This is a genomic window from Pseudomonas sp. SZ40 (genome assembly GCF_052958135.1).
In genome coordinates this window covers 41,477-54,057 of the sequence record NZ_JBQWIF010000037.1, presented here as the reverse complement: position 1 = coordinate 54,057, position 12,581 = coordinate 41,477, and the positions used below count along the sequence as shown (strand labels likewise).

Below are 12,581 nucleotides of genomic sequence, written 5' to 3'. Positions count from 1 at the left end.
CGTTGAATGGCTTTGGTGGGCTAAAGCCCCACCCTACGGCTGATGCCTCTGGGGTAGGGTGGGCTTCAGCCCACCACAACAACGGCCACAGCCCGAAGCTCCGAACCGCATGCTTTGAACCTCCAGCCACCATCGGCGTTGAATGGCTTTGGTGGGCTAAAGCCCCACCCTACGGTCATGCCCTGGGGTAGGGTGGGCTTCAGCCCACCACAACAGCGCCCACAGCCCGAGGTGCTGAACCGCATGCTTTGAACCTCCAGCCACCACTGGCGTTGAATGGCTTTTGGTGGGCTAAAGCCCCACCCTACGGTTGATGCCTCTGGGGTAGGGTGGGCTTCAGCCCACCACAACAGCGCCCACAGCCCGAGGTGCTGAACCGCATGCTCTGAACCTCCAGCCACCATCGGCGTTGAATGGCTTTGGTGGGCTAAAGCCCCACCCTACGGCTGATGCCTCTGGGGTAGGGTGGGCTTCAGCCCACCACCCAAAGCGCCGACAGCCCGAAGCTCCGAACCGCATGCTCTGACCCTCCAGCCACCCTCGGCGTTGAATGGCTTTGGTGGGCTAAAGCGCCACCCTACGGTTGATGCCTCTGGGAGTAGGGTGGGCTTCAGCCCACCAACCGTAAGGGTTTCATCTACTCCAACCTCAATGAAAATCCCGACTGCGCACATCCAGCCCCAGTAGCCAGTCGGTCAGGTCGACCAACCTTCCAGCGATCACGTGTTGCACACCATTGGCGGCCTCCAGATGCCCATCGATGCGCAGCAAGCGCGCTTGCAGCAGTGTCTTGCGCTGGCGCTCGGCCAGTTCCAGGCGCACCAGCACGTTGATCATGCCGAACTCATCTTCCAGGGTGACGAAGGTCACGCCGCTGGCGGTCTGTGGGCGCTGACGGCCGATGACCAGACCGGCCACGCTGACCATGCGTCCGGGCTCTACCTGCTGCAGCTCGCGCCGGCTGCGGCAGCGGGCCGCCCTGAGCTTGCTGCGCAGCAGCGATAGCGGGTGTGGGCCGAGGGTGGTGCCCAGCGTCGCGTAGTCGGTCAGCAGGTTTTCGCCAACGCTGGGGCGCGGCAGCTCGATGGCGGTTTCCCTCTGTGCCGGCAGGCTGGCGAACAGCGGCAACTGCGGCTCGACACCGGCGATGGCCCAGCGCGCCTGATGGCGATGGCCGACCAGTGCCTGCAGGGCGCCAGCATCGGCCAGCCGCGCCCGTGCGGTGTTGTCCAGGCGGGCACGCTGGCACAGGTCGGCCACATCGCTGAACGGCGCGACGTGGCGGGCGGCAGCCAGGCGCAGGGCGTCGTCCTCACGAAAACCCTTCACCAGGCGCAGGCCGAGGCGAATGGCTGGCTGCGCCTTGTCGATGGCCTCAAGGGTGCAATCCCACTGGCTGTAGCGCACGTCCACCGGGTGGATGCGCAAGCCGTGGCGGCGGGCATCCTGCAACACCTGATCGGGGTTGTAGAACCCCATTGGCCAACTGTTGATCAGCGCACAGGCGAACGCCGCCGGTTCATGGCATTTGAGCCAGCAGCTGGCGTAGGTGAGCAAGGCGAAGCTGGCCGCATGGGACTCGGGAAAGCCATAGCTGCCGAAGCCCTTGATTTGCTCGAAGATGCGGTTGATGTATTCAAGTGGATAGCTCTTCTCGAGCATGCGCTCGGTCAGCCGCTGGCGGTGGTGCTCCAGGCCTCCATGACGCTTCCAGGCCGCCATGGAACGGCGCAGCTCGTCCGCTTCACCCGGGGTGTAATCGGCGGCGATGATCGCCAGCTCCATCACTTGCTCCTGGAACAACGGCACACCCAGAGTGCGCTCGAAGACGGGCTGCAGTTCGTTGGAGGGGTAGGTGACAGGCTCTTCCTGATTACGCCGGCGCAGGTAGGGATGCACCATGTCGCCCTGAATCGGCCCCGGCCGCACGATGGCCACCTGGATCACCAGGTCGTAGAAGGTCGCGGGGCGCAGGCGCGGCAGCATGGCCATCTGCGCGCGGGATTCGATCTGGAACACGCCCACGGTGTCCGCGCGGCTGATCATCGCGTAGGTGGCCTTGTCCTCCGGGGGCAGCGTGGCCAGCGTCCAGCGTTTGCCGCGGTAGTCGGCAAGCAGGTCGAAGCAGCGGCGCAGGGCGCTGAGCATGCCCAGGGCGAGCACGTCGACCTTGAGCAGGCCGACCGCGTCGAGGTCGTCCTTGTCCCACTGGATCACCGTCCGCTCGGCCATGCTGGCGTTTTCCACCGGCACCAGCGTGTCCAGCGGGTACTCGGAAATCACGAAACCGCCAGGGTGCTGCGAGAGGTGACGGGGAAAGCCGATCAGCTCACCGGCCAGCACCAGCACGCGGTGCAGCACCTTGCTCTGCGGGTCGAAGCCGGCTTCGCGCAGGCGCTCGGCATCCGGGATACGGTCGCTCCAGCGGCCACAGCAGGCGGCCAGGGCGTTGATCTGATCCGGCGGCAACCCCAGGGCCTTGGCCACGTCACGAATCGCCCCGGCACCGTGATAGGTACTGACCACCGCCGTGAGCGCCGCCCGCTCGCGGCCATAGCGGCGGAACACGTACTGGATGACTTCCTCGCGGCGGTCATGCTCGAAGTCCACGTCGATATCCGGCGGCTCGTTGCGTTCCCTGGACAGGAAGCGCTCGAACAGCAGTTTGCTGTGCATCGGGTCCAGCTCGGTGATGCCAAGGGCAAAACACACCACCGAGTTGGCTGCCGAACCGCGGCCCTGGCAGAGGATCGACTGCTTGCGGGCGAAGCGGACGATATCGTGCACGGTGAGAAAATAGCTCTCGTAACCCAGTTCGCCGATCAGTTGCAGTTCGTGCTCGATGCGGCCGCGGATCGCCTCGCTGAGGCCTGCTGGCCAGCGGCCGGGGATACCATCCTCGACCAGCTTGCGCAGCCAGGAGGCCGCGTCATGACCGGCGGGCACCAGTTCGTGAGGGTAGTGGTACTCAAGCTCGCCAAGATCGAATCGGCAGCGCTCGGCAATATGCAGGGTTTCGGCCAGTAACCTGGGCGGATACAGCTCGGCCAGCTCCTCGCGGCGGCGCAGGTGACGCTCGCCATTGGCGAACAGGTGCGCGCCGGCTTCGGCCACCGGCAAGTGATGACGGATCGCCGTCATGCAATCCTGTAGGGCACGGCGGCCACGGGCGTGCATGTGCACGTCACCACAGGCCACCGCAGCGATACCCAGTTGCCCAGCCAGGCCCAGGCAATGCTGCAGGTGGGCCCGATCATCGGCGCCACGGTGCAAGGCTACGCCCAGCCACAGGCGCTCGGCGAAGCGTGCCTGCAGCCAGGCACCGGCTGTGGCGTCGTCACCGGGGCGTGGCAGCCAGATGGCCAGCAAGCCGTCCGGCGTCGCTGGTACGTCTTCCTCCAGCAGCCGGTAATGACCTTTCTCCGCACGCCGACGGGCCCGGGTGATGAGCCCGCACAGCGCCTGGTAGCCGCTCAGGTTCTCGGCCAGGAGGACCAGCCGGGCACCGTTTGGCAGCGTCATCTCGCTGCCAACGATCAGCGCCACCTCATGTTTCCTGGCGGCCTGCCAGGCGCGCACGATGCCGGCCAGGGTGCATTCGTCGGTGATCGCCAGGGCGCGATAACCAAGCAGCCTCGCGCGCTCGAACAGCTCTTCGGCGCTGGAGGCACCGCGCTGAAAACTGAAATTCGACAGGCAGTGCAGCTCGGCGTAGGCCACCTGGCTCATGCGAACCAGCCATGCAGCTGCAGCGGGCCATCTTCGCCGACCGCACGGAACGCCCAGCCACGCTGACCGCTGCGGGTCTCGATCAGGTAATAGTCGCGGCGCACGTCCTCGCCATCCCACCAGCCGGATTCGATGCGCTCCGGGCCGCTGAGAACGCGCAGCCCGGCTCCCTGCAGCGCCTGGGGTTCCGGCAGCAGCCAGCTGGGCCGGGCCGCGCATTGCCCGGTAACGGCACTGCTCATGGTCTGCGTGCGCCAGGCCTTCTCGGGGCGATGATCGGCATGGGCGCTCAGGCCCTGCACGGCGTCGTCACCCAGGCGCGCCCGCAGGCGTTCGCGCAACTGCTCCCAGCCCAGGGTCTGCTGCGGGCGTTCGTCGAACAGCGCCTGGTGCTGCGGCACGAACACCGGCAGATCATTGGCCACCAGGCGGATTGCCAGCACCGGCGAGGGCAGTTGCAGCTGTTCCAGGCGGCCACGGGTGAACTCCAGCAGCATCGCCGCTTCCCGTTCGGCACTGAGCAGGCCCACCGGCAGCAGGCTGGCATCCCCCTCGCGGTGTTCCAGGTGCACCACGAAACGCTGCACGCCGCAGTCCCGGCCCGCCAGGTAGGCGGCCAGGTCAGCGGTCAGGCGACGCAGCGGAAATAGCAGGGCCTGGGTCGACTCCGCTTCGAAGTGCAGCTCCAGGCGCGTGTCGAACACATCCGGCGGCCGGTAATAATCCAGCGCCAGTGGGCGCAGGCCCAGCAGGGTATCGAGGCGGCTCAGCAACTCGGCAGGAAAGCGCCGCGCCAGGCTGTCACGGGGCAGCGCCTGTAACTGACGCACCTGGCGCAGGCCCATGCGCGTGAGGGCCGTGACCAGCTCGACGGGCAGGCCGATGCGATCCAGAGGCATGGCCGCGAGCTGCTGGTGCAGGGCCTGTTCGTCCGTCACCGCCAGGCCATCGTGAAGATTGGCGAGCATGCGCGCTGCAGCCGGGTTGTGCGCCAGGGTGATGCGATGACGAAAGCCCAGCGCCGTCAGCTCCTCGCGCAAGCGCGCCTCGAAGCGCGGCCAGGGACCGAACAGGGCCAGGCTGGATTGCACCTCCAGCAGCAGGCAGCGTGGGTAGTGCAGGCTGACCTGGGAGCTGAAACCGTAGGCCCAGGCAGCGAGAAAAGTGCGCCAGCGCTCGATATCGGCAGGGTCGTACTCGGCGCTGGCGAACGCGCAGTTCAGCGATTGCGCAGCCGTGAGCGTCTGCCCCGGGCGCAGGCCAAGCGCCCGGGCCGATGGGGTTACCGCCTGCAACAGGCGCCGCTGCGGTGTGCCGCTGAGCAGCACCAGCGGCGTGTCGGCGTCTTCGCGGCCACGCAATACCCCGTCCATGGCCAGTTGTGGCAGCAGAATGCAGGCCCAGCGCATGTCATCGACCCCAGGTGCTCAGGGGAAACGTGCGTGCCGGTGGCTGTCCGCCACGGCACTTGAGCACGCGCACCTGAGCCGGTTGCGCTTCTATGGTCAGGCGCAAGGCCGCCGGCGAGGGGTTCTGCGCCTCATGCAGCGGGCGATAGGCGAAGGCCAGGGTCTGCCCGGTTTCCGCAGCGATCTGCAGGCGACGCAAGGCCCGATCATCGGCACGCTGCGGCCAGAGCACCACTGCCCCGCAACTGCCCGAGCGCAGACACTGCTCGGCAGCCCACAAGGCCTCCCGGGCAGACGCCTGGATCAGCGTCAACTGCTTCAGCTCCACCCCTGCCGCCAGCCAGGCGCCGGGGTAGGGCAGGTAGGGTGGAGCGATCAGCACCACCCGCTCACCGGCAGCGCTCAAACGTGCCAGCGTCGCCAGCAACAAACGCAGCTCGCCAATGCCCGGTGCCGCAACCAGCAGCTCGCTCAACGCCGCTTCCGGCCAGCCACCACCGGGCAGCGATGCATCCAGCGCCGCGTTACCGGTGGGCTGGTGACCGCTGGGCGCGACAACGCTCTGGCCACGCCAGATACGGCGCTCGTTGAGCAAATGATCGAGGGCTACGACAGAAGACATGGCAATCGGCTAGCAGAAAAATACTGTTCAAATGTACAGTATTTTGTTTCTCCAACAAGGGAGTATCCGCCGAGTGGAGCACCCTGCACCCCGACCGATCCCAGGCAGACGGCTTACCGGCATCAGCTCGAACAATGCCGCAATGGCCTGCAAGGCTCCGTACTCAAGGCCTGCGGCCCGGAGGAGGGCGGTTCGCTGCCAGCGAATGAGGCAAGCAATTGAAACCAAGCGAAAAAAATCGCCCGACGGGCTTCGCCAAACCGATTTCTGCTGATATCATGCGCGCCGCCTGGGAAGATGCCGGAGTGGCCGAACGGGACGGATTCGAAATCCGTTGTATCAGCGATGGTACCTAGGGTTCAAATCCCTATCTTCCCGCCATATCTCAAGCCTAAGCCCCTGAAATTCATAGAGTTTCGGGGGCTTTTGCTATCTGCGGCATGCAAAGTGTCGAAGAAGTGTCGAAAACGACTACTTACCCAAGCTTGCGTAACTGATTCACTTACGGACGAGTATTGATGGCTGAAGAAACGGAGTTCAACGGCAGAAAACTGATCATCTTGCGTCTGGTCGCAATAGCGATGGTCTTGGGGTGTGCCAAGCATGCCTATGAAGGCTATGTATCCGGGCTAATTTCAGTCGGCACAGGGAAACATTCTCTGGTGATGGCCGGTGACGATCTTTGGCTTGGCTATATTTTTCTACTGTCGACAGCAATGGTGTCCACCTTGCTGATACTTGCGAATCATAGAAAAAACAAAGCCTTTGACCGTACTGCAAAGGTGGCTGGCATGGCATGGTTTGCAGCATTTGGTGCCTGTGTACTGCAACAATACTGGTGATCCAGCGGATTGGCATTTTGTGAAGAAAGCGCTTTCCTCCAGGCTTGAGGCCCAAGCTTGACGGCATCTTGTAAATGATCCGGAGCCAAGTGCGCATACCGCATCGTCATCGCTAACGACTGATGACCATGGATTTTTTGCAAGGTCAGGATGTTGCCGCCGTTGATTACAAAGTGACTGGCGAATGTGTGACGCAGGACGTGGGAAGCCTGACCTGCAGGCAATACTAGCTTTGTAGCTTCCAGGGTCTTGTCGAAGCTGTTGAGGCGGTTCGAGAACACGCCACGAAGCTTGAAGTGCCGGTGGATCTGCGGTTCCAGCATAGGATCGATTGGGATAGAGCGGACACGTTTACCCTTGGTATGGACGAAGGTCACCAGCCCACCCCGTACCCGTTCTGGCGTCAGCGCTTGAGCCTCACCCCAACGTGCACCGGTGGCAAGACAGACAGCGGCAACCATGGCGACGTGCGGCGTCCTACAGCGTTCGTGAATCACTTCAAATAGGTGATCGACCTGGGCGTCGGTCAGGTAAGCCAGTTCCTTTTCCTGCAGGCGTAGCGGCTTCACCCTGACCAGCGGGTTGGGATAGTCGATTTCTTCGAGCTGGTGCAGCGCGTTTAAGACTGAACGCAGGTAACCGAGGCGATTATTCAGCGTCTTGGGGTTGGCACCTTGAGTAAGCTGTTTTGCTCGACACTCAGCGTATTGCTTGCCAGATAGCTTGATTGCCAAGATCCTTGGCCAGTCACTTGGAAATCCGCACTCGCAGCTACGGGAATGCGAATAGACGAGTTTTAGTTCGGCACGATTACTGACTGAATAATTGAGCCGGCAGGACTTTCCAAGATTTTCAATATGACAATGTCGCCACTGTCGAGTGTAGAAAAATAAACCTTTCGACTAATGCATGTTTCTAAAGCAAAAGCGCGATGGTTTTCAAAGTTTAAATAGTAATCGCATGTGTTATGCCTGCTGTGACCTTCATTTTTTGATCTGATTTTCTCCGCAACGGTCAACTCAGTGCCGAAAATTGCTGTGTAAACTCTGGGTGCAATGATGTATATGTGGAGGAGAGTGTAAGAATAGAATGCAAGAGGCGCAAGGAGATATATGATTAACTTGTCTTTGAATTCATTTATTTTCTTTTCTGACCTCCATGAGCCATTTTTAAATTTGGCGAAGAAAAGTAAGAACGCACCTATTGTGATAAGTGCTGTGAGCGCCAGGGATGTGTTGAATAAGGCCGGATTCGGGGAGAAGTCATGATAGCAAAGAAAGTAAATAGTCCCTGTAATAGAAGGCAGAGTTGCAAGTAATACAGCTGTTTTTTGAGAGCGACTAATGACTTTTTTCATTTTGATTGGAGTTTTACTAATTCGCGTCTAAAGGCTTTATTTGTTCGTGAAGCATTTGTCGATGGTTGGCCGCTTGACTTGACAGAAATGCTCAAGCCTTCGTGGTCAGGGATTGATCTTCATTACTAGGCGCATACCTATCCTTGAGATGCGGGGGACTTGAGGGAGCTTGATACTCACCTGGACTGGTTGTCGAGTCAATGGACTGCCCTAGCGTAAGGGCCGGGTTTGAGAAAGGAGTCGAAAAAGTGTCGGAAACACTGTGCCGCATAGCCACAAATCGACACGATGAGGCCAAGCAAAATCACAGATTGGAACGCATTGTGATGCACTGAAACCGCTCAAAAACGGGTTCAAATCCCTATCTTCCCGCCATATCTCAAGCCTAAGCCCCCGAAATTCATAGAGTTTCGGGGGCTTTTGCTTTTCAGGGTCTATCTTCTGTCGAAAAGGATGGCGACATGAGCGAAGCAAGCGACCGAACCGTAGCCTTTATCGCAAACCTTATCCCTCTCTCATACGCACATCACGGGAGGGGCGGGCCTGAGCGCAATGTGCCTTCGAGACGGCACCTTGATAATGCCTCTGGCTGATCAAACGGACCCGTTTGACGATCCGGATGAATGGGTAACCGTCTGGTGGCAGGGCGATAAAGCTCGTGCTTCAGACCTACCCGCCAATCTAGTTGCGAGTAACGCTGTCGTGGAGTTCGTGATGTTTCACAGCGTTGGCAAAGACGCAGGTTACTCGAGCAACCTGCTGACGCACTTGGCAGAACACTACGCGCACAAGACAGGTGGGAGCCTTTGCCTGCCTTATCTTGATGATGAGGAAACGCCACTGTCCAGAGCCATCAGAAGCGCTAAGCGATTCTGGCCTGATGCCGTGTGGGAGCTGCTAAAGAAAGGGACCTTCGGCTAAGCAGTCCTGCCTTTGGAGGTGCTCGCGAAGGTAGCCAGCACACTCAGCACTGCGGTTTGTAATGAATCATTCTGGCGAGCCCTGTTTCAACAGCCAGTTGCGAAACATCGCGCTGTTGATCATGCGGCGTTTGCCAAGCTTTACCGTAGGCAGCACGCCACGCATAGCCCAGGCCCGTGCCGTGTCGTAGGTGACGCCGTTGCGTTCCGCCCAGGTTTCGATGGTTTCAACGTCCTGTTGCGGGGCTATCAGCGTGTTGGTGTCCAGCTGTTCCAGTCCCATGTCGTTCCGTGCCTATTCGTGTCAATATTGGGCAATGCGACTTTATCCATAATTGAAATATCCAAAATGGATAGTCTCGAAACGGATCATGCCATTTGTGATCCATATTGGATATATTACATGTAGATCATTTGGTTATGATTAAAGAGCGAGTTATAGCGATCCTTAAAGCATCCCAAATGCGACTTCCAGAGCTGGAAGATAAAACTGGGATCAGTAGATACACTTGGAATAATCTCAAGAATCCAGCGCGGAATAGGGAGATCAAGGCGGAAGAGATTGAGGCGGTCGCTAAGGTGTTCCCCCAGTACCGATGGTGGATGTTGACCGGTGAAGTCATGCCGGACAAAGGCCAAGTCAGCCCCGACTACGACGAGGCCAACTGAAACTTGCCCAATCAGAACGCGGGATAGCGATTACAACGGAAGTAGCTAAACGGTGGTGCGCCCGTGTTGGAAGGTGGTCAGTAGATAAAAGCTAAAGATATGACGCTTTCAAAAGGATGCGGCGAATTTGCGCTGCGCCTTTAATAAAAAATTGGCTCCTGCTTAATATTTTTTAATGGAATAGATTTATGCTGGAATGGAGGCGTTATACATCAGAAGGGTATGTCCTTGCATTTATTCCCATTTTAGGGTGGCTGGCTGCTCTCGGCTACGAGAGAGGATATGCTGACTATTATTCATACCCAATAGAATTGATCGAAGTAGATTTAAAGATCGTCCTTCTGAGTTTGATGGCAATTGTTGTTTATGTGAATTTGATATTTTTGTTTCTCGATACAATAAAGAGGCTGCTTGGTTCCGAGCATGCGTTTTATAGGTCTCTAGGAACGGCTGGGGTTTTCTGTCTAGTGCCGTTGCTAGGCGCGTTTTTATTGGGGTTTGAGCGCGGGCAACTATACGTTCTTGCAATGGCGCTGGCTTCTGCATCGTGCTTTCTATATGTACCTCCATTGTTTGGGAAGGAAGGAACCTATATTGAAAGGCTAAGCAATAAAGTCGATGAGTTTAAAAGTTTTGCAGAGTTCGGTAGGCAGTTTGATATTACCAGAGATAATATATCTATTTACTCTAGATTTTCTCTTTTGCTCTGCTTTGGTTTTATTTTTTATGGGCTTTGTCATGGCGCTGGAGGATTTGTAGCTAAAAGAAAGATGGATTTTTATCTGTATGAGTTTCAGGGGGCGAAGTATGTTGTTTTGGCATCATACGGAGATCTGATGGTATATTCGCGTCTGGAAAATGATATTGTTACCGAAAATATTTTGGTTAAAGATGTTGGTTCAAATGATGGCAGTGTCTACAGAAAGATAAAGCTGGCACCCGGGGGTGGGAAATAGTATTCCCACATAATGGAGAGAAAAAGGGCGATGATTTACCTGTGAATACAAGGAGTGGTAATGAAAATTGACAAGGACGATATTCCTGATTAACTAAAGCACGTAAGAAATAAGGCCCATGGCGTATGCTGGGTGTTGGCTCTACAATCTTTTGGAACTTGGTAACAGTATTTGCAAAACCAATCGTGATCGACGTGGCGCAGCTCAAACAGGCGATCCGATTTGGCGGTGAGCCCATATTCAGCCAACAGCCCGCACAGCCTCAGCAGCCACTAGCCGAAGCGCTACAGGGCAACGATCAAGACTGGATCAGATCCAGCCAAGCCCAGCAGACCATCCAAGCCAATCGCGGGCTTGAAGAATGGTCACGCCAACGCGCCCAGGAAACCCAGGAGCGACAGACTTCGTTTAGCGATAGCAACTACAAGCCGAAGCCAATCGCGAACACCTACGCAGCCACCTATCAAGCCCAACCTGTAAGCCAGCCACAAAGGCAGCAGCGGAAAGAAGTCCGTGAGGTAAGCAAGTCCGGATACTGGTCTTGGGAAAATGGCCACGAGAAGAAGAGGGTAAGCGGAGAGTTTTCTTGGACAGAACGAAACGGAGTAATTGACCACTCCAGCGTCTGCCAAAATTATCAGAAAGGCTCTCTGATCTACCGGGACTGCAGGAAAGGAGCTAAGGTCGCATTCAAGAAAATGTGCGGCAACTACGAACCGGCCTGTAATCCCGGCAACAATATGATGCCTTGAATGGGCTGGGGTAAAGATTTGTGAACAGATTTCAAGGCTTTATCGCTTTGTTATGTTTTGTTTTCCTGTCTCAAACTCTTAGCTATGGAGTCGAAAGATTTTCTTCGTTTACGGTTACCAATTACCTGGACTCTAGTGAAAATCCCTCTCGGCATCTTTTTCAAGACGGTAAATTGGATGAAAACTATACCGGTAGCGAGGAGGATTCGTCAGCTATCTTTGAAACTGCAGGTGTAGTGGCAATGATAAAGAGATATTGCATTATTTTCGGTGTTTTTTTTACAGGTTTTGCTTGCAGTCGTTTTTTGTTTTCTTTTATTTGGGAAGCGCAGGCTGTGATTTAGAATAGGCGTAAATGAGTTTTTGACGATCCATGCTTTGCTAAATCTTTTACCTGCTCCATACATATTCAGATCTTGTCATGTTGTATTCAAAATGTTTTTCTGCAATGGGTCTGATGTAATATGTAAACAAATAAGTCGCTGCAATTAGGACGATGACCATAATAGTTGCTATTATATTCATAAATGAGCTCCCGCCAAACCTACGCTTCCAGCGGCCAGCAACAGATACAACCAAAATAAATAAAAAAGGGATGGTGCATAAAGCAATGGCAAGCCCGATAAGGGTCTTTGGCTTAGTCATCACCACTGATATGCAGACCAGTGCCATTGCAAGGGGTAAATGCTGAAGCCTTCGAGGCCAGGGGCTACTCTTCATTACGGGGCGCATGATTATCCTTGAAAGGTTTAATTCGATGAGCTGGGGCTTGAGTTTAGCTGTTTGTTGATTTTTGATCTGGCCACATAGCAAGTGAGCAGAAATGCTGCTGGCGGAAGCAGGTGCATTGAGACAATCAAAAGTATGGATGCAGCTAAAGTCTTAGCGGTTGGGCCAGACCAATAAGAAATTTCAAACAGTTTGTAGCCTGATACTTGGTTTAAAATCCCTAGTATTGCAGTCATGCTTAAGATGTAAAAAGCAAGCTGTGTGAGTCCGTACAGATATACAGGTGCGATATGGCTTGAAAAGGCTTGGTTATTTCGCATTGAGAAAACTACGAAGATAAAAATGGAAGCGCTTGTAATGATTCTGAAATAGGCTATTTCAAGCGAGAACGTTGTCAGGTATATGTGATGGAGAAAGGAGACGCTTCCAGCTTTATTGAGTGTTCCTTTCTGAGTGGCAAGCAAATAGTTAATATCGCCCCAAAATAGGTAAGCCGCAATAGTGGCTAGTAGTATCAGTAGGGCGGTGATAGTAAGAGAAGTAGTTGGCGGGTTAACACGGACTGCCGTAGAGGACTGGAGCGGGTTGGTCATGTT

General features: G+C 56.4%; 9 protein-coding genes and 1 tRNA gene. 4 read left to right on the top strand and 6 right to left on the bottom strand.

Going from position 1 to position 12,581, the window contains the following annotated elements; translation table 11 throughout:
• Nucleotides 1-648: 648 nt before the first annotated feature.
• The 3 genes from ACT9T4_RS22215 to imuA are packed head-to-tail and all read right to left on the bottom strand — an operon-like array spanning nucleotide 649 to nucleotide 5,760.
• Entirely contained in the window at nucleotides 649-3,729 is a 3,081-nt protein-coding gene (locus tag ACT9T4_RS22215) for an error-prone DNA polymerase (protein WP_499118966.1), read from the bottom strand.
• Entirely contained in the window at nucleotides 3,726-5,138 is a 1,413-nt protein-coding gene (locus ACT9T4_RS22210; protein WP_499118964.1) for a Y-family DNA polymerase, read from the bottom strand. The genes ACT9T4_RS22215 and ACT9T4_RS22210 overlap by 4 nt, the downstream gene beginning before the upstream one ends.
• A 1-nt stretch (nucleotide 5,139) precedes the next feature.
• A complete protein-coding gene (imuA, locus tag ACT9T4_RS22205; RefSeq protein WP_499118963.1) occupies nucleotides 5,140-5,760 on the bottom strand; it encodes a translesion DNA synthesis-associated protein ImuA in 621 nt (206 codons plus the stop codon).
• A gap of 291 nt (nucleotides 5,761-6,051) precedes the next feature.
• Here imuA and ACT9T4_RS22200 point away from each other — a divergent pair.
• Nucleotides 6,052-6,141, top strand: a tRNA-Ser gene (locus tag ACT9T4_RS22200).
• Between the two features lie 364 nt (nucleotides 6,142-6,505).
• On the opposite strand, the gene ACT9T4_RS22195 is transcribed toward ACT9T4_RS22200, so the two are convergent.
• Nucleotides 6,506-7,336, bottom strand: coding sequence for a phage integrase (locus ACT9T4_RS22195; protein ID WP_499118961.1), 831 nt, complete (start codon nucleotides 7,334-7,336; stop codon nucleotides 6,506-6,508).
• 1,610 nt (nucleotides 7,337-8,946) lie between these two features.
• A complete protein-coding gene (locus ACT9T4_RS22190) occupies nucleotides 8,947-9,162 on the bottom strand; it encodes a DNA-binding protein (RefSeq protein WP_499118959.1) in 216 nt (71 codons plus the stop codon).
• A 574-nt stretch (nucleotides 9,163-9,736) separates the two neighbouring features.
• Here ACT9T4_RS22190 and ACT9T4_RS22185 point away from each other — a divergent pair.
• The 3 genes from ACT9T4_RS22185 (at nucleotide 9,737) to ACT9T4_RS22175 (ending at nucleotide 11,600) form a co-directional block, all read left to right on the top strand.
• The gene (locus ACT9T4_RS22185; protein ID WP_499118957.1) at nucleotides 9,737-10,504 is read left to right on the top strand and encodes an STM1630 family protein; all 768 of its coding nucleotides are present in this window, start codon (nucleotides 9,737-9,739) and stop codon (nucleotides 10,502-10,504) included.
• Between the two features lie 125 nt (nucleotides 10,505-10,629).
• Entirely contained in the window at nucleotides 10,630-11,256 is a 627-nt protein-coding gene (locus ACT9T4_RS22180; RefSeq protein WP_499118956.1) for a hypothetical protein, read from the top strand.
• A gap of 20 nt (nucleotides 11,257-11,276) precedes the next feature.
• Nucleotides 11,277-11,600: a hypothetical protein gene (locus ACT9T4_RS22175; RefSeq protein ID WP_499118954.1), complete on the top strand. Its 324-nt coding sequence runs from the start codon at nucleotides 11,277-11,279 to the stop codon at nucleotides 11,598-11,600.
• Nucleotides 11,601-12,005: 405 nt separating this feature from the next.
• Here the strand turns inward: ACT9T4_RS22175 and ACT9T4_RS22170 are convergent, their stop codons facing one another.
• Complete coding sequence (locus ACT9T4_RS22170; protein ID WP_499118952.1) at nucleotides 12,006-12,578, bottom strand: hypothetical protein; 573 nt, start codon at nucleotides 12,576-12,578, stop codon at nucleotides 12,006-12,008.
• Nucleotides 12,579-12,581 lie beyond the last annotated feature (3 nt).

What these genes read in the sequence shown, in the direction of transcription:
- ACT9T4_RS22185 (WP_499118957.1), top strand. Translation starts at nt 9,737, where the DNA reads ATGCTGGAATGGAGGCGTTATACATCAGAAGGGTATGTCCTTGCATTT.
- imuA (WP_499118963.1), bottom strand. Translation starts at nt 5,760, where the DNA reads ATGTCTTCTGTCGTAGCCCTCGATCATTTGCTCAACGAGCGCCGTATC.
- ACT9T4_RS22190 (WP_499118959.1), bottom strand. Translation starts at nt 9,162, where the DNA reads ATGGGACTGGAACAGCTGGACACCAACACGCTGATAGCCCCGCAACAG.
- ACT9T4_RS22180 (WP_499118956.1), top strand. Translation starts at nt 10,630, where the DNA reads ATGCTGGGTGTTGGCTCTACAATCTTTTGGAACTTGGTAACAGTATTT.
- ACT9T4_RS22215 (WP_499118966.1), bottom strand. Translation starts at nt 3,729, where the DNA reads ATGAGCCAGGTGGCCTACGCCGAGCTGCACTGCCTGTCGAATTTCAGT.
- ACT9T4_RS22170 (WP_499118952.1), bottom strand. Translation starts at nt 12,578, where the DNA reads ATGACCAACCCGCTCCAGTCCTCTACGGCAGTCCGTGTTAACCCGCCA.
- ACT9T4_RS22210 (WP_499118964.1), bottom strand. Translation starts at nt 5,138, where the DNA reads ATGCGCTGGGCCTGCATTCTGCTGCCACAACTGGCCATGGACGGGGTA.